Below are 22,051 nucleotides of genomic sequence, written 5' to 3'. Positions count from 1 at the left end.
ATCCAGTGACACGCCGAGGCGAACCGCGGGCCGAAAAGGTCGGCGGAATACCCGCGAGTCGCCCTCGATATGCCCGGGGTGCGGCGTATGCAGGAGGGGATTTGAGAACGCGGCTCCCCTTTCCGCTTCCTTCCACCGTCGCACGAGGCAGGTATCGTGAGCCGACCGCGTGTCATCGCCCTTCTCGTGGCCGTTCTCCTGCCGTCGTTCATGACGGCCCTGGACAACACCATCGTCAATGTGGCACTGCCCGCAATTCAAGCCGAACTCGTCTTGGACGACGCCGACTTGAAATGGGTGGCGGCGGTATATCCGCTCACGCTCGCAAGCTTTCTCCTGCTGGGCGGACACCTGGCCGACATCGTCGGGCGGCGCGCGACGCTTCTGTTGGGCGTCGCCCTCTTCAGCGTGTCCTCGGCAGGCGGCACGGTGGCCGCCTCGGGGGAGGTGCTGATCGCCCTGCGGGGGCTCCAGGGCGCCGGCGCCGCGCTGATCCTGCCGGCGTCGCTGGCCGTCATGGCGCAGGACCTCCCCGCCCGCTCGCGCAACGTCGCCTTCAGCGCCATGACCGCCACGCTGGCCACGGCGCTGGCCTGCGGACCCGTCGTCTCCGGGGTGATGACCCAACACCTGGGCTGGGAGTCGGTGTTCGCGATGAACGTGCCGCTCGGCTGCGTCAGCCTCCTCTTCGGTTGCGCCGTCCCCCGGCGCGCCCCTTTCGGCCGCTCCCCGTCCGCGCGAACGGTCACCCTGTCCCTGCGCGTCGTCGCACTGGCCTGCTGCGCGCTTGCGGCCCTCGCCCACTGGCTGATCGAAGGAGCCGCGTACGGGTTCACCGGCATTCCCGTGGTCGTCTCGGGAACCGTGTTCGCGGCCTCGGCCGTCGGCCTGTCGTACGAACTGACGCTCCGCAGGAACGCGGCACTGCGGCTCCTCTTCCGGCAACGCCCCTACCTCGGCGGAGTCATCACCCAACTGCTGGGCGGACTGAGCGTCAGCGGGGTCTATTTCTTCACGTCGCAATTCCTTCAGAACGGCCTCGGACTCACCCCGACATCGGCCGGTCTCACCTTTGTCCCGCTGGCTCTTTCCGTACTCGCCACCGCCCCTTTCATCGGTCGGATCGCGAACCGCTGGGGGGCCGGCAGGGTGTCCGCCGCGGGCCTTCTCCTGGTCGGCTCGGGATTGCTGCTGATCGCGCTGGGGAGCCTGGGAGGAACCGTCGTCCATATCCTGCCCGGGCTTTCCGTCGTCGGCTTCGGCTCCGCGCTCGCCGTTCCGCTCACCACCCGCGCCCTGGAATCCTCGCCCGGCCACCTTTCCGGTGTCGCCGCCGGATTGTTCAGCGCCATCCGGGAAGCCTCCGGAGTCGTCGGGATCGCCCTCGTGGGCGCCGTCGTGTCGTTCGTGGAACAGAGCGCCGTCGCCGCGGGAGCCGGTGAGACGGACGCCTTCCTCTCCGGCTACAAGATCGGGCTCTGCATGGCGGCTGCGCTGGTCGGGGCCGGCGCCCCCGTCGCGCTGTGGGCGCTGCGACAGGGCGAGGACACCCCGGAGGGCGGCAGGGAGGCGTCCCCGTACCCCTCGGAACAGGGACGGTGACGGCCGGCACGCCGACGGCGTCACCCGTTCACCCCGGTGGCCTGCCGTGGCTTGCCGGTGCACCTCGCACGCACAGACTGGGAAGGAGCCTGCGCACCGGCGGGAGCCGGGCCGGCCCACGGCCACCCTCGCCATCTCGCGGCACAGCCATGTCCCGCCCTCTCCTGACGGAAGGAACAGGTATGGCCACGCTCCTCTACCGGCTGGGCGCCTTCGGTGCCCGGCGGTGGCGAACGATGCTGACCGGCTGGCTCCTCGTTCTGTGCGCCGTGGCCGCCCTGGGCGTCTCCTTCGCCGGCGCGTTCCAGGCCGGCGACTCCATCCCCGGCTCCCCGACCCAGGAGGCGCTGACCCGGATGGAGCGGCACTGGCCGGCGCCCGCCGGCACGTCCGGGCGCATCGTCTTCCAGGCTCCGCCGGGTCACCGGGTGACCGAGCCCGGCCTGCGCAAGTCCCTGGCCTCCGCCCTCGACGCGGCCGCACGCGTGGAAGGGGTGATCCGGGTCGGCGACCCGGCCACCGGCGGCCAGGTCTCCGGCGACGCGCGCACCGCGGTCGCCCAGGTCCTCTTCGCCGAGCGGGGCGGCCAGGTGCCCGGCGCGACGCTGCGGGCCGTCGAGGACGCCGGGGCCGAGGCCCGCAGGGCGGGCTTCGTCACCGCGTACGGCGGCGAGGCCTACGCCCCGCACAGCTCGCCCTTCGGCCCCACGGAGGCGGTCGGCCTCGCGGTGGCGCTGGCCGCTCTGGTGATCACGTTCGGTTCGCTGCTCGCCGCCGGTCTGCCGCTGATCACCGCCGTCCTCGGAGTCCTCGGCACGATGGTCGCCCTGACCGGACTGGCGTCGGTGTTCGACATCGCCGACAACGCACCGACCCTGGCCGTCATGCTGGGCCTGGCCGTCGGCATCGACTACGCCCTGCTCATCGTCTCCCGCCACCGCGCCCAGCTCGCCGCCGGCGTGCCCGTCCGGGAGTCCGTCGCCCGGGCCACCGCGACCGCGGGCAGCGCCGTCGTCTTCGCCGGGGTCACCGTCGTCATCGCGCTGGCGGGACTGTGCGTCGCGGGCGTCCCGATGCTGACCTCGATGGGCCTCGCGTCCGCCGGGGCCGTCGCGGTCGCCGTCGTCGTGGCGCTCGCCCTGCTGCCCGCGCTGATGGGCATGGCAGGCCGCAGGCTCGTCCCCCGGCCCGGATCACGCGCCGCCCGCCTGGCCCTCCGGGCCGGCCGCACGGACGGCGAGCCCGCCCTCGGCGTGCGCTGGACCGAGGGAGTGCTGCGCCACCCCCTGCGCACCCTGATCCTGGGCACGGTCGTCCTCGTCGCCATCGCGATTCCCGCCGTACGGCTCGAACTCGCCCTCAACGACGAGGGCTCCCAGGCCGTCAGCACCTCCGGCCGTCAGGCCTACGACATGATCGGCGACGCCTTCGGGCCCGGCGCGAACGGGCCGCTGGTCGTCGTCGTCGAGGACACCGACCCGGAGACCGTCCGGGCCGCGGCCGCCGACGTCGTGGACGAGCTGGCCCGCGTCGGGAACATCGCGCACGTCAGCGGCGTCGAGGTGGCCGGGGACGGGAAAGCGGCCCGGGTCCAGATCGTCCCCGGCACGGGACCGCGCACCCAGGAGACCGCCGTCCTGGTCTCCCGGCTGCGGGAAACGACCCGGTCCGTCGGCGACGCGCACCACACCTACGTGGCGGTGACCGGACAGACCGCCGTCAGCGTCGACGTCTCCGCCCGGCTCGGCGGCGCGCTGGCGCCCTTCGCCGTCGTGGTGATCGGCCTCTCCCTGCTGCTCCTGCTGGTGGCGTTCCGGTCGGTCGCGATCCCCCTCAAGGCGACCCTGGGCTTCCTGCTGTCCCTCGGCGCCGCCTTCGGCGCGACCGTCGCCGTGTTCCAGTGGGGCTGGCTGGCCGGCCCGCTCGGCGTGCCCAGCCAGGGCCCGGTGGCCGGCTTCGTGCCCATCATCGTCATGGCCGTCCTCTTCGGCCTCTCCATGGACTACGAGGTCTTCCTGGTGTCCGCCGTGCGCGAGGACTACGTCCGCCACCGCGACGCCCGCGCGGCGATCACCGCGGGAGCGCGCACCTCGGCCCGGGTGGTGACCTCGGCGGCCGTCATCATGATCTCGGTGTTCGTCAGCTTCCTCTTCTCGCACGCCATCGACATCATGCCGATCGCGTTCGCGCTGGCCTTCGGCGTCATGGTCGACGCCTTCCTCGTCCGGATGACCCTGGTGCCCGCGGCCCTGGCACTTCTCGGCGACCGGGCCTGGTGGCTGCCCCGCCGGCTCGACCGGATCCTGCCCCGCATCGACGTCGAGGGCGGGAACGCCCCCGCCCCCGGGGCGGCCGGGCCCGGCACCGAGGAACACCGGCCCGGCGAGCCCGCGAGACGGTGACCGGGGCGGCGGCACGCAGACCGCCCCGGTGCGCGCCGGTCACTCGTGCGCGATCGCCGCCAGCACGTTCATCCGGGACGCCCGCAGCGCCGGCAGCAGCGCCGCCACCACGCCCACGACCGCCGAACCGACGACCACCGCGACGATCGTGCCCCACGGGACCGCCAGCGCCTTCATCCCCTGGAGGGCCAGCACCCGCTGCGTGCACAGACCCCACACCAGCCCCAGCCCGAGCCCCAGCACCGCGCCGAACACGGCGATCACCACCGACTCCAGCCGGATCATCCGGCGCAGCTGACGCCGGGACAGCCCGATCGCCCGCAGCAGCCCGATCTCCCGGGTCCGCTCCACCACCGACAGCGCCAGCGTGTTGACCACCCCGAGCACCGCGATGACGATCGCCAGCCCGAGCAGCGCGTACACCAGGTACAGCAGCACGGCGATCTGGTCGTGCACCAGGTCCTTGTAGTCGGCCTGGTCGCGCACCTGCACCTGCGGATACGCGTCGAGCGTCCGCTCCAGCCGGGGCCGCAGCGCGTCGGCGTCCGTGCCGTCGGCCGCGTTGACGTACAGCGCGGAGTCCTGACCGCCCGGCACGTACTTCTCCACGGTCGCGATGCCGACGAACAGGCCGCCCTGCATGCCGTAGCCCTCGGCGGCGTCCTGGTCGGTCAGCGCGCCGACCCGCAGCGAGGCCGTCCGCCCGCCGGGGAACGACACCGGCAGCACGCTGCCGAGACGCACCCCGTGGTCCTCCGCGAAGTCCACGTCCATGCCCATCGCCCCGTCGGCCAGCGCCGCCGCCGCGCCACCCGCCGCGTACGTCACATGGGCGACGTCGTCGACACGGTCGTCGTAGCCGGCGGCCGTGGTCTCCACCCGCTTGCCGTCGGGCAGCCGCACGGCGAGCGGCGCGAACCGCTGCCGTACGACGAGACCGACCCCGTCGGTCGCGCGGACCTTGTCGGTGACCTCCTGCGGGAACGGCGTGAAGTTGGCGTTCTGGACGACGAAGTCGGCGCCCAGGGTCTTGTCGATCTGCTCGTCGAACGACTTCGACATCGAGGCGCTCGCCACCGACATGCCGCCCACCAGGGCGAGGCCCACCATGAGCGCGGCCGCGGTGGCGCCCGTGCGGCGCGGGTTGCGCAGGGCGTTGCGCTGGCTCATCCGGCCGACCGAGCCGAACAGGGCGGGGAAGGCCGCGCCGAGCACCCGGATCACCGGCCGCACCAGCAGCGGTCCGGCGATGACGGTCGCGATCAGCGTGAGGACGACGCCGAGGCCCAGCAGGGACGCCGAGGTCGCCGTCCGGGACGCGGTCGCGCAGCCGGCGAGCGCGGCCGCGCCGAGCGCGCCCACGACCGCCCCGACCACCGCCCGCGCCCTCAGCGGCCGGCCGACGCCCGCGACGTCCGCGTCCGACAGCGCCGCCATCGGCGACACGCCCGCCGCGCGACGGGCGGGCAGGTAGGCCGCGACGAAGGTGACGCCGACGCCGACGACGTACGCTGTCACCGGGGTCACCCATCCGACGACCATCTCCGTCGTCTTCAGGTTCATGCCGAGCGTGCCCATGAGCCGGATCAGGCCGGCCGCGAGGCCGATGCCCGCCGCCAGGCCCAGCGTCGAGCCGACCAGGCCGAGCAGCACCGCCTCGGTGAGAACGGAGCGCCGCACCTGGCGCCGGTCGGCGCCCAGGGCGCGCAGCAGCCCCAGTTCGCGGGTGCGCTGCGCGATCAGCATCGAGAACGTGTTGACGATCAGGAACACGCCCACGAGCACGGCGATGCCGGCGAATCCCAGCATCACGTACTTGATGACGTCGAGGAACCCGCCGAGATTCTCCGCCGCCGTCTTCGCCTGCTCGTCCGCGGTCTTCACGTCGTAGGGGCCCGCGCCGACCGCGGCGGCCACCCGTGTCTTCAGCTGCTCGTCGGTGACGCCTTCCGCCGCTGTCACGGAGACGGCGGTGGCCAGGCGGGGCGAGCCCAGCAGCTCGGTCGCGGCGGCCTTCTGGTCGAGGAAGACCAGTGCCGCGCCCGGGTTGGTGGTCTTGAACGTGGCGATGCCGACGACCGTCACCCGGAACGAGCCGGGCTGCGCCATCACGGTCAGCGTGTCGCCGATCCGCACGTGCTTCTTGTCGGCGGTGTCCGCGTCGAGCAGGGCCTCGCCGGCGCCCTGCGGGGCGTGACCGGAGGTCAGCTCCACGGGGCTGCGGTCGGTGACGTTCCAGCCGGAGGCGATGGTGGGGGCGCCGGTGGTGGGCCCCACGGACTGGTTCCGGCTGTTCACGACGGTGATGTTCTGCACGCCCACGTCGGCGTGGGCGGACGCCACCCCGGGGACCTTCGCCACCGTGCCGGCGAGCGAGGCGGGCAGGGTCCGCACCGCGCCGGTCGGCACGGAGGAGGTGATGTCGTCCTTCGGCTCGACGGACACGTCGGCCGCGGTGGAGGCGAACAGGCGGTCGAAGGTGCGGGTGACCGTGTCGGAGAAGATCAGGCTGCCCGCGACGAACGCCACCGAGAGGATCACCGCGAGCGCGGACAGGAGCAGTCTGCCCTTGTGGGCGAGGAAGCTCCGCAGGGTCGCTCTGAGCACGGGTCAGTCCTCTCCGGCGGGCTCGCCGGCCCGGGCGGCGACGCCGTCCCCCTCGGCGGCGCGGGCGGTGTTCCCCCCGGCGAACAGGCGCATGCGCTCCAGCACGGCCTCGGCGCTCGGATGCTGCATCTCGTCCACGATCCGCCCGTCCGCGAGGAAGAGCACCAGGTCGGAGTGGGCGGCGGCGCCCGGGTCGTGGGTGACCATGACGACGGTCTGGCCGAGCTCGTCGACGGCCTCCCGCAGGAACGCCAGGACCTCCAGGCCGGCGCGCGAGTCCAGGTTGCCGGTCGGCTCGTCCGCGAAGATCAGCTCCGGGCGGGAGGCGAGCGCCCGCGCGCAGGCCACGCGCTGCTGCTGGCCGCCGGACAGCTGGGACGGCCGGTGCTTCAGGCGGTCGCGCAGCCCGAGCGTGTCGATCACCTGGTCCAGCCACTCCCGGTCGGGCTTCTGCCCGGCGATGTCCATGGGCAGGGTGATGTTCTCGGCCGCGTTCAGCGTCGGGATCAGGTTGAACGACTGGAACATGAAGCCGATCCGGTCCCGGCGCAGCCGGGTCAGGTCCCGGTCCTTCAGGCCCGTGATCTCGGTGTCGCCCAGCCACACCTGACCGGCCGAGACGCTGTCCAGCCCGGCCAGGCAGTGCATCAGCGTGGACTTCCCGGAACCCGACGGTCCCATGACCGCGGTGAAGCGGCCGCGCACGACGTCCACGTCCACCGAGTCCAGGGCGAGCACGGTCGTCTCGCCGGAGCCGTAGGCCTTGGTCAGCCCGCGGGCGCGGGCCGCCACGTCGTGGGCCGAGGCCAGACCGGGGGCGTGCTCCGCAGCAGGTGTGGACAAGGTGCCTCCTCGCTCGCGCTGGACGTGCCGACGTTCCTGTCCGGCCGAGCCTAATGTGACCGGGCCCACACCAGGAACGGTTTTCCGGCTCACGGCGCCTCGGGTCCGGCTTTCAGCACCCCGGTCCGGCGGCGACAGCACGGGCGCGGCGGACCCGCCGGGACTTCCGCCCGAGTGGGTCCGCCGCGCTCCCTGCACACGGCCGCCGCCGTGCCGCCTCTACTGGATGAAAGCGCGCACCTGCGCGTACACGCCCGGGTCGCTGTTCATGTCGGTGTGCGAGACACAGCCGACGCCGACGTTGGCCGCCCCGCTCAGCAGCGCCGAGTCGTCCGGGTCGATCGCCGCGTCGCAGTTCGACCAGTAGGCCGCGTAGGAGACGCTTCCCGGCGTCTCGTCACCGGAGTTGAGCGCGGTGACGAACGAACTGCCGGTCCGCATCTCGTTGCACGAGGTGTACAGCCACCCGCACAGCGAGGCGACCGAGGTGCCGTGGTTGGTGCCGGCGAGGGACACGAAGTCGTCGACGTACGCGGTGCCGCCGAGGTTCTTGAGGTAGTAGCGGGAGCTGAGCGCGCCCATGGAGTGCACCACGAGGTCGACCTTGCTCGCGCCGGTCCGCGCCAGCACGTTCTGCACCTCGGTGGCCAACTGCCGTGCCGTGGTGGCGTTCGACTGGGACCAGGTGTACGACCAGGCGTCCAGCTCGGCCGCCGTGTAACCGTCGGCCTTGAAGGAGGCCGCCCATGCGTTCCAGCTGGCGCCGGAACCGTTGAAGCCGTGCACGAAGACGACGGGGTTGCGGGCCGCCGCGTGCGCCGGGGGAGCGGTGAGGGAGAGTGACACGAGGAGCGATGCGGCCAGGGCCGACAGGGCCGTGGCGATGCGACGCCGGGAGCGCTGCATGGTGCCTCCTGGAACGTGTGGGGTAGCCAGGAGTGTCCGGCCGGGTCTACGCGCGCCGCATCGGTGAAGTCGCCGGTCTTTACGGTTCAAATAACCCGTCGGTAACGTGATGTGTGTGGTGACTCCGGTGAACCCCCCACGTCTTGACCGCACTTGGCCACCACCGCCCCCGGCCCTCGCTCTCCGCGAAGGGGTCCGGGTGCGGATCCTGCGTTCGGTGCACGGTGACCCGCGCGCCGCCGCCGCCCTCGCCGTCCGTCTGACGGACGGTCAGCTGACCGGCTCCGATCCTCTGCCCCCCGAACCCGCCGTGCTGCTGCCCGAGTTGCTCGCCCCGTACCGCCACGCCGTGCGGGCGCTCCCCGAAGGAACCCGGCTGCTGCTCCTCCTCGCCGCCGCCGACCAGTACCCCGTCGCCACCCACGCCTTCCTGCGCGCCGTCGCCGCGGCCCGCCTCGACACCCGTCCGCTGGAGGCCGCGGAGGCCGCCGGACTCGCCCACGCCACCCCCGGCGGCGTCGGATTCGCCGACCCCTGGACCCGGATCGCCGCCTACGAGACCGCCGCGCCGGCCGACCGGCGCGACGCCCACCGACTGCTCGCCCGCGTCCTGCACGGCGCGGGCGAGTCCCCCCGCCGCTCCTGGCACCGGGCGGCCGCCGCGCTCGGCCCCAGCGCCCGGCTCGCCGCCGAACTGACCGCGGCCGCCGCGCGCGCCCGCGCCGCCGGTGAACCCGCCCTGTCCGGACTCCTCACCGAACGCGTCGCGGATCTCACCCCCGACCCCCAGGCCGGCTCCCGGCTGCTCGCCCGGGCCGCCGCCGACGCCTGGAACTCCGGCGACGGCGACCGCGCCCGCCTCCTCGCCGCCAGCACCGACACCCCCGCCCTCGACGGCGTCCTCGCCCTGCGGACGGGGCACGCGGGCGACGCCTTCGACGCGCTCACCGAAGGGGCCGCACGGGCCGCCGCCGGCCCCTCGGACCGGGCCGGCGAACACGCCCGCCACCTTCTCGCCCGCGCCACCGAAGCCGTCGTCTACACCGGCGACCTGCGCCGCTGCCGCGAGGCCGTCCACCTCGCCCACCGGCTCGGCATCGAGCCGCCCGGCGTCCTCGGCTCACTCGCCGCCGCCGCCGACGGACGCCACGACGACGCCCGGGACCTGCTGGAGGCCACCGCCGGGCGGTGCGGACCGGGCGGCGACCCCACCCTCCTGCTGCACGCCGGCATCGCCGCCCTGATGCTCGGCGACCACACGCGCGCCGCCACCGCCACCGTCCGTGCGGCCGGCGCCGCCCGCGCCCGCGGGCTCACGCCCCTCGTCTCCCAGGCCATGGAGTTCCGCGCCCACGCCGATCTGTGGACCGGCCGTCTGCGCGCCGCCGAGGCCGCCGCCCTGGACGCGCTGCGCCAGGCCTACGCCACCGGCCAGGACAACGGCGCCTGCCACCTCCAGGCCGCCCTGGCGATGTTCGCCGCGCTCACCGGCGACGCCGCCGTGTGCCGGGACCGGGCCGCCGCCGCCCGCTCGTACGCCCTCGCGCACGGCCTGGGGCTGCCCGCCGCCCTCGCGCAGTGGGCGCTCGCCCTGCTCGACCTGGGGTTCGGCCGCTTCGACTCCGCCGCCGCACGGCTGCGCGCCCTCGCCGGCCTCGGACCCGGCCACGGACACCGAGCCGTCCGCCACCTGGCCACCCCGCACTACGTCGAGGCCGCCGTCCACACCGGGGACACCCGGATCGCCCGCTCCGCCCACGCCGACTACGACCGCTGGGCCCATGCCGTCCGCAGCGCCGACGACCTCGCCCTCAGCGCCCGGTGCCACGCCCTGCTGACCCCCGGCGCGGACGCCGTCGAGCACTACCGCACCGCCCTCGACCTCCACGACCGGGGCACCCGAGCCCTCGAACGCGCCCGCACGGAACTGCTGTTCGGCGCCGCGCTGCGCCGCCTGCGTCTGCGTGCCGAGGCGCGCGACCGGCTGCACAGCGCCCGGGAGGCGTTCGAGGCCTTCGGCGCCCCGCACTGCGCCGAACGGGCCCGCGCCGAACTGCGCGCCCTCGGCGCCCCCGCCGACACCGCGCACCCGCCGCGGAACCGGACGCCCCGGCTGACCGCCCAGCAACTCCGGGTCGCCCGCATGGCGGCCGACGGAGCCACCAACCGCGAGATCGCCACCTCCCTCGCGCTCAGCCCCCGCACCATCGACCACCACCTGCGCGGCGTCTTCACCCGGCTGGGCATCCGCTCCCGCATCGAACTGGTCCGCCTGCTGGAGGACGAACGCGGCGCCTGAACGCGTACCTAGGCTTGCGCCCGGTTGCGGAACGCCTCCGCCTCCCAGGTTCCGTCCAGCCGCGCCGCCAGCCAACCTGGGGCCCGCGTACGGAAGTCGGCGGGCGTGAGCGAGCCGGCGCCCTCGGGCAGCGCGCCCAGCAGCGGCGCGCCGGCGACGTCCGGGAGGTCGGTGACGTTGCACCGCATCGCCAGATCGGGGGAGCCGGGCCAACTGCCGATCACGACGCCCAGCAACTCCAGCCCGCGTGAACGCAGTTCACGGGAGGTCAGCTCGGTCGTGTTCAGCGTGCCCAGGCCCGGCGAGGCCACCACCAGCACCGGCGCGCGCAGCAGCTCCGCCGCGTCGGCCAGCGTCGCGCCCGCCTCGTCGAAGCGCACGAGCAGACCGCCCGCGCCCTCCACCAGGACCAGGTCGTGCTCGGCGGCCAGCTTGCCGGCCGCCTCGGCGATCGCCTGCGGACGCACCGCAGGCCGGCCCGCCCGACGCGCCGCCGTCGCCGGCGCCAACGGGTCCGGATAGCGGGCGAGTTCAGCCGTCGTCACCGGACCCGCGAGCCGCGCGACCTCGTCGGCGTCCCCGCGCTCGTGCGGCCCCACACCGGTCTGCGCGGCCTTCAGGACGGCCACCGACCGGCCCGCCGCCCGGGCGGACGCGGCCACGGCGGCCGTGGTGACGGTCTTGCCGACCTCCGTGCCCGTCCCCGTGATCACCAGGATCGGCATGCTCATCCCTCCCGCGCCGCGGCGCACACCGCGCGCGCGATCCGTGCCACGTCCGCGTCACCGGTGACGTACGGCGGCATCGTGTAGACGAGGTCGCGGAACGGCCGCAGCCACACGCCCTCGCGCACGGCCGCGTCCGTGGCGGCCTTCATGTCCACGTCGTGGTCGAGCTGGACGACGCCGATCGCGCCCAGAACCCGGACGTCCTTCACACCGGGCAGCGCGGCGGCCGGCGCCAGCCCCTCGCGCAGCCCCGCCTCGATCCGCCGGACCTCGGCGAGCCAGTCCTGCCCCAGCAGCAGCTCGATCGAGGCGCAGGCGACGGCCGCGGCCAGCGGGTTGCCCATGAACGTCGGCCCGTGCGCCAGCACCGGCACCTCGCCCCGCGAGATGCCGTCGGCCACCCGGGGCGTGCACAGCGTCGCCGCCATCGTCAGGTAGCCGCCGGTCAGCGCCTTGCCCACGCACATCACGTCCGGCGTCACCGCCGCGTGCTCCGCCGCGAACAGCGCGCCCGTGCGCCCGAACCCGGTCGCGATCTCGTCGAACACCAGCAGCACGTCGTGCGCGTCGCACGCCTCGCGCAGCACCCGCAGATACGCGGGGGAGTGGAACCGCATCCCGCCCGCGCCCTGCACCACCGGCTCCACGATCACCGCGGCCAGCTCGTCCGCGTGCCGCTCGATCGCGGCGCGCAGCCGCTCCGCGTACGCCTCGTCGTACTCCGCGGGCGGCGCGTCCACGAACACCTGACGGGGCAGCACCCCCGTCCACAGCTCGTGCATCCCCCCGTCGGGGTCGCACACCGACATCGGCTGCCAGGTGTCGCCGTGGTAGCCGCCGCGCCAGGTCAGCAGCCGCTGCTTGCCGGGGCGGCCGAGCGAGCGCCAGTACTGCAGGCACATCTTCGCCGCGACCTCGACCGACACCGATCCCGAGTCGGCCAGGAAGACGTGCTCGAGACCGTCGGGCGTCAGGTCGACGAGGAGCTTCGCCAGCCGTACGGCGGGCTCGTGGGTGAGCCCGCCGAACATGACGTGGCTCATCCGGGCCAACTGCTCCCGCGCGGCCGCGTCGAGCACCGGGTGGCCGTAGCCGTGGATCGCCGACCACCAGGACGACATGCCGTCGACCAGTTCGCCCGAGCCGTCCGCGAGCCGCAGCCGGACCCCGCTCGCCGACTCCACGACGAGCGGTTCGGACCGGCCGGGCATCGGCCCGTAGGGATGCCACACATGCCGCCGGTCGAGGTCCAGCAGTTCCGGCACGCCCAGCTCAGGCATTGGGCGCGAGGTCCGTCCCGGTGCCCCGGCGGCGCACGGCGACCAGGTCCGTACGGGGCTCGGCGGCCGTCGGCGCGCCGGCGGACCCCGCGACGCCCGCGCCCTCCTCGGCGGCCGTGTGCGAGCCGCACACCCCGCCGCCCTCGTGCGAGCCGCAGCCGCCGCCGGTGTGGGAACCGCAGCCCGCGCCCTGCGCGGATCCGCACCCGGCCCCGGCGTCGGCGTGCGAGCCGCAGCCGCCGCCCCCGCCGGCCGCCACCCGGTGCTCGGGCAGCGTGACCTCGCCCGCGCCCTCCACCTCGAACCCGGCGTCCGCGATCATCTCCAGGTCGGCCTTGCCCGCCTGGCCCTCGCTGGTCAGGTAGTCGCCCAGGAAGATCGAGTTGGCCACGTGCAGCGCGAGCGGCTGCATCGTGCGCAGATGGACCTCCCGGCCACCCGCGATGCGCACCTCGACGTCCGGGCACACGAACCGCGCCATCGCCAGGATGCGCAGACAGCGCTGCGGGGTGAGGTGCCACTCCTTGGCCAGCGGGGTGCCCTCGAACGGGATGAGGAAGTTGACCGGCACCGAGTCCGCGTCCAGCTCACGCAGCGAGAACACCACGTCGACGAGATCCTCGTCGCTCTCGCCCATCCCGGCGATCAGACCGGAGCACGCCGACAGGCCCGCCGCGTGCGCCTTGCGGACGGTGTCCACGCGGTCGGCGTAGGTGTGCGTGCTCGTGATCTCGCCGTACGTGGCCTCGGAGGTGTTGAGGTTGTGGTTGTAGGCGTCGGCGCCCGCCTCGCGCAGCCGCTCGGCCTGGCCGTCGGAGAGCAGCCCGAGACAGGCGCACACCTCGACGTCCTCGTTCTGCTCCTTGATCGCCTGGATCGTCTTGGAGACCCGGTCCACGTCCCGGTCGGTCGGGCCGCGCCCGGAGGCCACCAGGCACACCCGCTTGGCGCCGCCGGCCAGCCCCGCGGCGGCCGCCTCGGAAGCCTCGTCCGGCTTGAGCCAGGTGTACTTGAGGATCCCGGCCGTGGAGCCCAGCCGCTGGGAGCAGTAGGAGCAGTCCTCGGGGCACAGCCCCGACTTCAGGTTGACGAGGTAGTTGAGCTTCACCCGTCGGCCGAACCAGTGCCGGCGCACCTTGCCGGCCGCGGCCACCACTTCGAGCAGGTCGTCGTCGGAGGTGGCCAGCACGGCCAGCGCTTCCTCGCGGGTCGGCAGCTCGCGCCGAAGCCCCTTGTCCACCAGCGTGTTCAGCAGGTCCATGAGAGCCGATCCTGTCCTACCGACCCGCTCCGGGCCAAGGTAGGGACCGGACAACACACCCGCTTCGACGTGTGGGTATTGCCACACCATGGGTGACCGGCCGGGCCGCTAGTGTCTGTCCGCTACCTACAAAAGACCCGGAGGACCCATGGCGTTCGGCTGGATCGACGAGCAGTCGGAGTCGCGCCGCCGCGCCGGACTCGTACGCACCCTGCGCCCCCGGCCGGCCGACTCCCCGCTGCTCGACCTCGCGAGCAACGACTACCTGGGGCTGGCCCGCCATCCCGAGGTCACCGAGGGCGCGGCGCGTGCCGCCCGGACCTGGGGCGGCGGCTCCACCGGCTCCCGGCTCGTCACCGGCACCACCGAGCTGCACACCGAACTGGAGCGCGAACTCGCCGCGTTCTGCGGCACCGAGGCGGCGCTCGTCTTCTCCTCCGGCTACGCCGCCAACCTGGCCGCGGTCACCGCGCTGGCCCCGCACGGCTCGCTGATCGTCTCCGACGCGGGCAACCACGCCTCGCTCATCGACGGCTGCCGGCTGGCCCGCGGCGTCACCCAGGTCGTCGCGCACGCCGACCCGGACGCCGTGCGCAAGGCGCTCGGCACCCACGACGGCCCGGCCGTGGCCGTCTCCGACACGGTCTTCTCGGTCGACGGCGACGCGGCCCCGCTGGCCGCCCTCGCGCGCGCGTGCCGGGAGCACGGCGCCGGTCTGGTCGTGGACGACGCCCACGGCCTCGGGGTGCTCGGCGACGGCGGCCGGGGCGCCCCGCACGCGGCGGGACTGGCGGGCGCGGACGACGTGGTCGTCACGGTGACGCTGTCCAAGTCGCTGGGCAGTCAGGGCGGGGCGGTGCTCGGTCCCGCGCGCGTGATCGACCACCTGGTCAATGCGGCCCGGACGTTCATCTTCGACACGGGACTGGCCCCGGCGGCGGCGGGAGCGGCCCTGGCGGCCCTGCGGCTGCTGCGCCGGGAGCCGGAACGCGCCGCACGCGCGCGTGCGGTCGCGGGTGAGCTGCACGCCCGGCTGACGGCCGCGGGCCTGGAAGCGGTGCGTCCGGACGCCGCGGTCGTCTCCGTGCGGGCCCCGTCCCCGGAGCTGGCTCTGCGCTGGGCGGCCGACTGCCGGACGGCCGGCCTGGCCGTGGGCTGCTTCCGTCCTCCCTCCGTGCCCGACGGCATCTCACGTCTGAGGCTGACCGCCCGCGCGGACCTCACCGAGCGGCAGATCGAGCGCGCTGTACGGGTGATCGACGGGACACGGCCGTGAGCGGGTGCGACACGGCCGTGCGCCGGGGAGAAGGGGAAGGAATCAGCGGAACGCGGCGGTGAAGCCCGTCCAGCTCTCGGGGGAGAACAGCAGGGCGGGACCGTCCGGGTCCTTGGAGTCGCGTACGGCGAGCAGGCCGGACCAGGGTCCCGAGCGGGGGCGGGCCGTCTCCACGCAGTTGTTGGCCCCCGTGCTGTGGCTGCTGCGCAGCCAGCGCAGACCGTCCGGGCAGCGGGGGTCGGCGAGTTCGGTGCTGGAAGCTACGTGCCGAGGCAGTGCGGTCATGGTGCCTCCTTACACGCCGTCACCTATCGCGGCGATGTATTCCAGGGAGTCGTCGGGCGAAAGCGCGTTCGCCTGAAGGGCGTTGAAGGCCTCCGTGTAGACCCGGAGGTCTTCTTTCCGCTCGAGGTAGAGAGTACTCGTCAAGTGGTCGAGAACAACCACGTCAAGATCAGAAGTGCTCGAAAACGAGAAGACGACGAAAGGGCCGGTGACGCCGATATGCGCCCCGGCAGTGAACGGCAGTACCTGCAGCCTCACTTGGGGAAGCCGCGCTGCCTCCATCAGGCGCTCCAGCTGCCGCGCCATGACCTCCGGACCGCCCACCTCCCGGCGCAGCACCGCCTCGTCCAGCACCGCGTCCAGCTCCAGCGGCGGACGGGCCCGCAGCACCTCCTGCCGGGTCAGCCGCACCTCCACCAGCGTGTCCAGCCGCTCCTCCGAGACTCCGCCCACGGCGGCCCGGGTCACCGCGCGGGCGTACTCCGCCGTCTGGAGCAGGCCCGGGACCACGGTCGTCTCCAGTGTGCGCATCGCGCGGGCCTGGGACTCAAGGCTGATGAAGTCCCGGTAGGTGGGCGGCAGGACACCCCGGTAGGCGTGCCACCAGTGGTCCCTTCCGGCGCCGTCGTCCAGGCCGGCCAACGCGAGCATCACCTCGCGCAGTTGGGGGTCGCCCACGCCGTAGGCGTCGAGGAGTGAGCGCACATCGGCCGGTTTCGCACCGCTGGAGCCGGTCTCGATCCGGCTCACCTTCGACTGGTGCCAGCCCACGAGCCGCGCGGCCTCGCCGCTCGTGAGGCCGGCCCCGGTGCGCAACGCCCGCAGTTCCGCGCCCAGTTTCCGGCGGCGCACCGCGGGACCGTGCTGCATGGACCGCTCCTCACTCCTGGGGGGCCGTGCAAATACGCTCTGCCGTAGCAGAGTTCACCGCATCGGGCGACAGATATATGCACTTCTTGGTGGATCGCCACCCGGGCGCGACGCGGTGATGGCACTCTGGCGGCCAAGCACCAGTCCGGGACCGTACTCGAACCATCCGCACCGTGTCGGACTCCGGTCCCGTGGGAAAGGGACGACGTCGCCATGGCAGACCATCTGGAAGCCTCCCTCACTCTGCCGAGCGATCCCGCTTCGGTTTCCACGGCCCGCGCCTTCGCACTCGACACCCTGCGGGAGTGGGGACTGCCGGCGGACGCGGACGTGTCCGACACCATCCGCATCGTCGTCTCCGAACTGGCCACCAACGCCGTTCAGCACACCTTCGGGCTGTCGCCCACGTTCACGGTGGACCTCGTGCTCGACCGGGACGAGCGCCTGCGCATCGGCGTCACCGACAGCCACCCCCGCTTCCCCAGACGCCTGCCGGCCGCTGTCCAGCAGGACAACGGCCGGGGCATGGTGATCATCCGCTGTCTCACCGCGGAGCACGGCGGCAGACTCCGCGTCCGCCCCACCCGGGAGGGCGGCAAGACGGTGTCGATCGAGCTTCCGTGGGCCCTCCCGGCGGAACCGGTCCCGCCGAGCCCCGCGCCCGCGGCATGACGCGCCGGACAGGCCCTGGCGGCCGGCGGAGGCCGTGGAGCGGGACTACTTGACCCGGCCGTACCAGACGCTCTTGGTCCAGATCTTCTGGAGCCGCACCACGTCGCCCGTCTTCGGCGAGTGCCAGATCTTGCCGTTACCGGCGTAGATCCCGACGTGGTAGACGTTCGACCCCGAGTGGAAGAACACCAGGTCTCCGGCCTTGCGGCCGGACGCCCCGATGTGGCGCGTCTTGTTGTACTGCTGGGCCGCCGTACGGGGCAGCGTCTTGCCCGCCTTCTTGTACGAGTACATCGTCAGCCCGGAGCAGTCGAACCTGTTCGGGCCGGTGGCGCCGTACTTGTACGGTGATCCCTTCTTCGAGGCCGCGACCTGGAGTGCCTTCGTCGCCGGGGTGGCGGCCGCGGCGTCGGCGGCGACGCCCGGAACCATGATCGAGCCGCCGACGGCGGCGATGGCGAACGCCGAGGCCGTACCGGCCCGGGCCATGAGCGACGGGACACGATTGAGCGCAGTCATGCGCAACCCTTCGTCAGCCGCCTGTGAAGGATGACCTGTCGGATTCGGGCTGACAAAGTTGCCCGGCCGCTCGCGCGGCTTCACCCCAAGGGCTGCTCGACCCGGCGCCTCCAGTGCGGAGACGACCGTGCCGGCGACCCGTCGTGCTTGGGTCCTCCACTCCTGCCGATGCACTTCTGTCGACCTGTCATCCGAGCGGCGGCAGGACTCGGCGTCCGCGCGGATCGCCCCGCCGCTTGTGGCGGGGTCTTGTCGTCAGTCAGGGATCTTGGCCTATCGATGTCCGAAAATCCCAACGGAACCGGGTATTTGTGGGGTTACTCACCACTCACCTGTTCGGGTGAACAAGCTGATGATCGATCAGATGTCCGGCCGCCGTAAGCCTCCGACCAGCACCGGAACCCTTCGCGTCTCCCGCTCGGCGGCCCCGGCGCGCAACCGCAAGGGCCCATAAGGAGCAGCGACAACTCCTCCGAACAGCCGTACGCCATTTGGTCCGTTTCGGCTTCCGGTCGGACACGGGGCGCGCCGGGCCGCTCGTCCGGGTCCGACCGGCGCCCCGTCAGCCGTCCGAGAGCGGCGGCACCGCGACGCGCGCCGCCCTGCGCTCCCCGTCCAGCACGCGCAGCGCCCGCGCGAGCGTCGGCGCGTGCAGTTCGTGCTCGCCCCGCTGGTGCATCAGCGTCAGGGCGTCCCGCAGCGCCACCGCCCGGCCCACGAGCGCCTGGGCCGCGCGCAGCCCACGGTAGGTGTCCCCGTGGCGGGCGGGGTTGATGCGGCCGAGCAGGTCGACCGCCTCCAGGTAACCGTCGATCAGCTCGGCCTCCGCGCGGGTCAGCGCGGGCAGCGGCGGCAGCTCGGGCAGCATCGGCGGGCTCACCTCGCGTCCGGGCCGGTCCGGCGGGCCGGCACGATCCCGTCCGCCAGTCCGTACGCCACGGCCTCCCGCGCGTCCAGGACCTGGTCCCGTTCGAGGTCCGCGGCCACCTGCCGGGGGCTGCGCCCGGTGTGCCGTGCGAGCAGCTCCTCCATCAGGGTGCGGGTGCGGACCAGCTCCTCGGCCTGGATCGCCAGGTCGCTGGGCTGCCCCCGCACCGGCTCCGGCAGCGCCGGCTGGCCGAGCACGACCCTGGCGCCCGGCAGCAGGTACCGCTTGCCGGGCGCGCCCGCCGCCAGGAGCACGGCCGCGAGGGCGCCGACCTGGCCGAGGCAGGTGGTCGCCACGTCGCAGCCGACGTACCGGAGCGTGTCGTAGAGGGCCGTCATCGCGCTGAACGAACCGCCGGTGGAGTTGAGGTACAGCGAGACGTCACGGTCCGGGTCCTGGTGCTCCAGGTACATGAGCTGGGCCGTCACGTCGTTCGCCGCGGTGTCGTCGACCGGCGTCCCCAGCAGGACGATCCGCCCCTCCAGGAGCTTCGAGTACGGATCCAGGGTCCTGAACCCCGTGCCGGTGCGTTCGGTGAACTCGGGCAGGACATGGCGGGCGAGCGGTCGGGTCATGGGCCCCTCCTTCTGTTCTGTACAGAACGTACAGCATGTACGTGACGTTAGAATGGGGTCATGGCCTACGAGATTCCGGTGACACAAGCCCGGGCCGAACTCGCCGACCTGATCAACCGGGTGGTGTACGGCGGTGAGCGTGTCGTCGTGACGCGGCACGGGAAGCCGCTGGTCGCCCTGGTCTCCGCCGCCGATCTGGAGCGGCTGGACGCGCTCGACGCGCCGGCCGAGGAGCAGGTGATCAGCTCGGTCTCCACCGTCCGCGACCCGGCGCCGTCCGCTCCCGGCGAACAGCGGCGGTTCGGCATCGCCGCGGAACACCGGCGGCCGGGCGCTTCCTGAGCCATGGCCCGGCCCTGCGCGGAGCGTTGCGCCGGACGCCGTACCCGGCCGCGGGCCGGAGGTCGCACGGGCGTTCCGCCGGACGCCGCACCCGGCCGCGGGCCGGAGGTCGCACGGGCGTTCCGCCGGACGCCGCACCCCGCCGCGGGCGCGCCGGACGCCGCACCCGGGGCCGTGCGCCGGATGATCACAGCATGGTTAACGTCCGCGAAACGCGGTCCAACTAGCCTGCCCCTCCACGCCACCAGGCGCGTCGCCCGTGGCCGCGGCAGCCGGGCCCCGCACGGTCCGGAGCGAGGATGTGAGGTGGGAAGGTGCGACTGACCCCGCACGAGCAGGAGAGGCTGCTGATCCACGTGGCGGCCGACGTCGCCGAGAAGCGCCGGGCCCGCGGGCTCAGGCTCAACCATCCCGAGGCGGTGGCCCTCATCACCTCCCACATCCTCGAAGGCGCGCGGGACGGCCGCACGGTCGCCGAGCTGATGGCCTCCGGCCGCAAGATCCTCACCCGCGGCGACGTCATGGACGGCGTGCCCGAGATGATCCACGACGTCCAGGTGGAGGCGACCTTCCCGGACGGCACCAAACTCGTCACCGTCCACGACCCGATCGTCTGAGGGGGACCCGATGATTCCCGGCGAGATCCTCTTCGACGAGGACCCGATCGTGTACAACGAGGGCCGCGAGGTCACCCGGCTCACCGTGCTCAACACCGCCGACCGGCCTGTGCAGGTGGGCTCCCACTACCACTTCGCCGAAGCCAACCCCGGCCTGGAGTTCGACCGGACCGCCGCCCGGGGCAAGCGGCTGAACGTCGCCGCCGGGACCGCGGTGCGCTTCGAGCCCGGCCTGCCCGTCGACGTGACCCTGGTACCGCTCACCGGCGCCCGAGTGGTGCCCGGTCTGCGCGGTGAGACCGGAGGCCCCCTCGATGCCTGAGATCTCACGCCCCGCCTACGCCGACCTGTTCGGCCCGACCACCGGGGACCGCATCCGGCTCGCCGACACCGATCTGCTCGTCGAGATCGAGGAGGACCGCTGCGGCGGGCCCGGACTCGCCGGCGACGAGGCGGTGTTCGGCGGCGGCAAGGTCATCCGCGAGTCCATGGGCCAGTCCCGGGCCACCCGGGCGGAGGGCACGCCCGACACCGTCGTCACCGGCGCCGTCGTCATCGACCACTGGGGGATCGTCAAGGCCGACGTCGGCATCCGCGACGGGCGGATCACCGGCATCGGCAAGGCCGGCAACCCCGACACCATGGACGGCGTGCACCCCGACCTGGTCATCGGCCCCGAGACCGAGGTCATCGCCGGCAACGGCCGCATCCTCACCGCCGGCGCGATCGACGCGCACGTCCACTTCATCTGCCCGCAGATCGCCGACGAGGCCCTGGCCTCGGGCGTCACCACGCTGGTCGGCGGCGGCACCGGACCGGCGGAGGGCTCCAAGGCGACGACCGTGACGCCGGGCCCCTGGCATCTGGCCCGCATGCTGGAGGCGATGGAACAGTACCCGCTGAACATCGGCTTCCTCGGCAAGGGCAACACCGTCTCGCACGAGGCGATGCTGTCCCAGATCCGGGGAGGGGCGCTGGGCCTGAAGCTGCACGAGGACTGGGGGTCCACGCCGGCCGTCATCGACGCCTCGCTGACCGTCGCCGAGCGGACCGGCATCCAGGTCGCCATCCACACGGACACCCTCAACGAGGCCGGTTTCGTGGGCGACACGCTCGCCGCGATCGCCGGACGCGGCATCCACGCCTACCACACCGAGGGCGCGGGCGGCGGGCACGCGCCGGACATCATGACCGTCGTCTCCGAATCGCACGTGCTGCCCAGTTCGACCAACCCGACACGGCCGTTCACGGTGAACACCGCCGAGGAACACCTCGACATGCTGATGGTGTGCCACCACCTCAACCCGGCGGTGCCCGAGGACCTCGCCTTCGCCGAGTCCCGTATCCGCCCCTCGACGATCGGGGCCGAGGACGTCCTGCACGACCTCGGCGCCATCTCGATCATCTCCTCCGACTCCCAGGCCATGGGACGGGTCGGCGAGGTCGTCATGCGGACCTGGCAGACGGCGCACGTGATGAAGCGGCGGCGGGGCGCGCTGCCCGGCGACGGGCGCGCCGACAACCGGCGGGTACGGCGCTATGTCGCCAAGTACACGATCAACCCGGCGCTCGCCCAGGGGCTCGCTCGGGAGATCGGGTCGGTGGAGACCGGCAAACTCGCCGACCTCGTGCTGTGGGAGCCCGCGTTCTTCGGCGTCAAGCCGCACCTCGTCATCAAGGGCGGGCAGATCGCGTACGCGCAGATGGGCGACGCCAACGCCTCCATTCCGACCCCGCAGCCGATCCTGCCCCGGCCGATGTACGGGGCGACGGGGCGGGCCCCGGCGGCCAACTCGGTCAACTTCGTGGCGCCGCTCGCGATCGAGGACGGGCTGCCGGAGCGGCTCCAGCTCGGCAAGAGGTTCGTCGCCATCGACTCGACGCGCGGCGTCACCAAGGCGGACATGCGGGAGAACGACGCCCGGCCGCGGGTGGAGGTGGACCCCGACAGTTTCGCCGTGCGCGTCGACGGCGAACTGGTCGAGGCGACACCGGCGGCCGAACTGCCCATGGCCCAGCGCTACTTCCTCTTCTGACGG

Annotated in this window: 20 protein-coding genes and 1 riboswitch; of the genes, 9 read left to right on the top strand and 11 right to left on the bottom strand. The window is 73.4% G+C overall.

Annotation, left to right across the window (positions count from 1 at the left end):
* Positions 1-156: 156 nt before the first annotated feature.
* Positions 157-1,602 (top strand): MFS transporter, encoded by a 1,446-nt coding sequence (locus ACFYXA_RS12045; RefSeq protein ID WP_389031279.1) that lies wholly within the window; start codon positions 157-159, stop codon positions 1,600-1,602.
* A gap of 182 nt (positions 1,603-1,784) precedes the next feature.
* Positions 1,785-4,004, top strand: coding sequence for an MMPL family transporter (locus ACFYXA_RS12040; RefSeq protein ID WP_389031276.1), 2,220 nt, complete (start codon positions 1,785-1,787; stop codon positions 4,002-4,004).
* 39 nt (positions 4,005-4,043) lie between these two features.
* Here ACFYXA_RS12040 and ACFYXA_RS12035 read toward each other — a convergent pair whose 3' ends face one another.
* From ACFYXA_RS12035 to ACFYXA_RS12025, 3 genes are all read right to left on the bottom strand, one after another.
* Entirely contained in the window at positions 4,044-6,611 is a 2,568-nt protein-coding gene (locus ACFYXA_RS12035; RefSeq protein WP_389031273.1) for an ABC transporter permease, read from the bottom strand.
* 3 nt (positions 6,612-6,614) lie between these two features.
* Complete coding sequence (locus ACFYXA_RS12030) at positions 6,615-7,454, bottom strand: ABC transporter ATP-binding protein (RefSeq protein WP_389031270.1); 840 nt, start codon at positions 7,452-7,454, stop codon at positions 6,615-6,617.
* Between the two features lie 219 nt (positions 7,455-7,673).
* Positions 7,674-8,360: a triacylglycerol lipase gene (locus tag ACFYXA_RS12025; RefSeq protein WP_352252064.1), complete on the bottom strand. Its 687-nt coding sequence runs from the start codon at positions 8,358-8,360 to the stop codon at positions 7,674-7,676.
* A gap of 109 nt (positions 8,361-8,469) precedes the next feature.
* On the opposite strand from ACFYXA_RS12025, the gene ACFYXA_RS12020 reads away from it, so the two are divergent.
* The gene (locus ACFYXA_RS12020) at positions 8,470-10,659 is read left to right on the top strand and encodes a LuxR C-terminal-related transcriptional regulator (protein WP_389031265.1); all 2,190 of its coding nucleotides are present in this window, start codon (positions 8,470-8,472) and stop codon (positions 10,657-10,659) included.
* 8 nt (positions 10,660-10,667) lie between these two features.
* Here the strand turns inward: ACFYXA_RS12020 and bioD are convergent, their stop codons facing one another.
* Genes bioD through bioB form a run of 3 tightly spaced genes read right to left on the bottom strand, consistent with a single transcriptional unit; the run spans position 10,668 to position 13,928 of the window.
* Complete coding sequence (gene bioD, locus ACFYXA_RS12015) at positions 10,668-11,384, bottom strand: dethiobiotin synthase (protein ID WP_389031709.1); 717 nt, start codon at positions 11,382-11,384, stop codon at positions 10,668-10,670.
* Between the two features lie 2 nt (positions 11,385-11,386).
* A complete protein-coding gene (locus tag ACFYXA_RS12010) occupies positions 11,387-12,667 on the bottom strand; it encodes an adenosylmethionine--8-amino-7-oxononanoate transaminase (protein WP_352253317.1) in 1,281 nt (426 codons plus the stop codon).
* Entirely contained in the window at positions 12,660-13,928 is a 1,269-nt protein-coding gene (bioB, locus tag ACFYXA_RS12005) for a biotin synthase BioB (protein WP_389031261.1), read from the bottom strand. The genes ACFYXA_RS12010 and bioB overlap by 8 nt, the downstream gene beginning before the upstream one ends.
* A 148-nt stretch (positions 13,929-14,076) precedes the next feature.
* On the opposite strand from bioB, the gene ACFYXA_RS12000 reads away from it, so the two are divergent.
* Positions 14,077-15,204, top strand: coding sequence for an 8-amino-7-oxononanoate synthase (locus ACFYXA_RS12000; RefSeq protein WP_389031258.1), 1,128 nt, complete (start codon positions 14,077-14,079; stop codon positions 15,202-15,204).
* Between the two features lie 42 nt (positions 15,205-15,246).
* Here ACFYXA_RS12000 and ACFYXA_RS11995 read toward each other — a convergent pair whose 3' ends face one another.
* Together ACFYXA_RS11995 and ACFYXA_RS11990 are read right to left on the bottom strand one after the other, a co-directional pair.
* Positions 15,247-15,489 carry a DUF397 domain-containing protein gene (locus ACFYXA_RS11995; protein ID WP_352253311.1) on the bottom strand — a complete coding sequence of 81 codons (243 nt, stop codon included), beginning with the start codon at positions 15,487-15,489 and terminating at the stop codon, positions 15,247-15,249.
* A gap of 9 nt (positions 15,490-15,498) precedes the next feature.
* The gene (locus ACFYXA_RS11990) at positions 15,499-16,359 is read right to left on the bottom strand and encodes a helix-turn-helix domain-containing protein (protein WP_389031255.1); all 861 of its coding nucleotides are present in this window, start codon (positions 16,357-16,359) and stop codon (positions 15,499-15,501) included.
* 213 nt (positions 16,360-16,572) lie between these two features.
* Between ACFYXA_RS11990 and ACFYXA_RS11985 the strand changes: the two genes are divergently transcribed.
* Positions 16,573-17,031 carry an ATP-binding protein gene (locus ACFYXA_RS11985; RefSeq protein WP_389031252.1) on the top strand — a complete coding sequence of 153 codons (459 nt, stop codon included), beginning with the start codon at positions 16,573-16,575 and terminating at the stop codon, positions 17,029-17,031.
* Positions 17,032-17,076: 45 nt separating this feature from the next.
* Here the strand turns inward: ACFYXA_RS11985 and ACFYXA_RS11980 are convergent, their stop codons facing one another.
* The 3 genes from ACFYXA_RS11980 to ACFYXA_RS11970 all read right to left on the bottom strand — a co-directional run bounded on the left by ACFYXA_RS11980 (position 17,077) and on the right by ACFYXA_RS11970 (position 19,053).
* The gene (locus ACFYXA_RS11980) at positions 17,077-17,550 is read right to left on the bottom strand and encodes a C40 family peptidase (RefSeq protein ID WP_130439895.1); all 474 of its coding nucleotides are present in this window, start codon (positions 17,548-17,550) and stop codon (positions 17,077-17,079) included.
* Positions 17,551-17,553: 3 nt separating this feature from the next.
* Positions 17,554-17,745: riboswitch (cyclic di-AMP (ydaO/yuaA leader) on the bottom strand.
* A gap of 367 nt (positions 17,746-18,112) precedes the next feature.
* Positions 18,113-18,418: a hypothetical protein gene (locus ACFYXA_RS11975; RefSeq protein ID WP_352253305.1), complete on the bottom strand. Its 306-nt coding sequence runs from the start codon at positions 18,416-18,418 to the stop codon at positions 18,113-18,115.
* An 8-nt stretch (positions 18,419-18,426) separates the two neighbouring features.
* Positions 18,427-19,053, bottom strand: a complete 627-nt coding sequence (locus ACFYXA_RS11970) for an ATP-dependent Clp protease proteolytic subunit (RefSeq protein ID WP_389031248.1) — start codon at positions 19,051-19,053, stop codon at positions 18,427-18,429.
* Between the two features lie 60 nt (positions 19,054-19,113).
* Here ACFYXA_RS11970 and ACFYXA_RS11965 point away from each other — a divergent pair, with 60 nt between their 5' ends.
* From ACFYXA_RS11965 to ACFYXA_RS11950, 4 genes are all read left to right on the top strand, one after another.
* On the top strand, positions 19,114-19,395 hold the full coding sequence (locus ACFYXA_RS11965) for a type II toxin-antitoxin system Phd/YefM family antitoxin (RefSeq protein ID WP_352253301.1): 282 nt from the start codon (positions 19,114-19,116) through the stop codon (positions 19,393-19,395).
* Between the two features lie 314 nt (positions 19,396-19,709).
* The gene (locus ACFYXA_RS11960; RefSeq protein ID WP_389031244.1) at positions 19,710-20,012 is read left to right on the top strand and encodes an urease subunit gamma; all 303 of its coding nucleotides are present in this window, start codon (positions 19,710-19,712) and stop codon (positions 20,010-20,012) included.
* 10 nt (positions 20,013-20,022) lie between these two features.
* Entirely contained in the window at positions 20,023-20,334 is a 312-nt protein-coding gene (locus tag ACFYXA_RS11955) for an urease subunit beta (RefSeq protein WP_352253297.1), read from the top strand.
* A complete protein-coding gene (locus tag ACFYXA_RS11950) occupies positions 20,327-22,048 on the top strand; it encodes an urease subunit alpha (RefSeq protein ID WP_389031239.1) in 1,722 nt (573 codons plus the stop codon). Before ACFYXA_RS11955 ends, ACFYXA_RS11950 begins: the two co-directional genes overlap by 8 nt.
* Positions 22,049-22,051 lie beyond the last annotated feature (3 nt).

Source organism: Streptomyces sp. NPDC002566 (genome assembly GCF_042889585.1).
In the GTDB taxonomy this organism is placed as follows: Bacteria; Actinomycetota; Actinomycetes; order Streptomycetales; family Streptomycetaceae; genus Streptomyces.
This window is presented reverse-complemented; position numbering and strand designations above follow the sequence as displayed.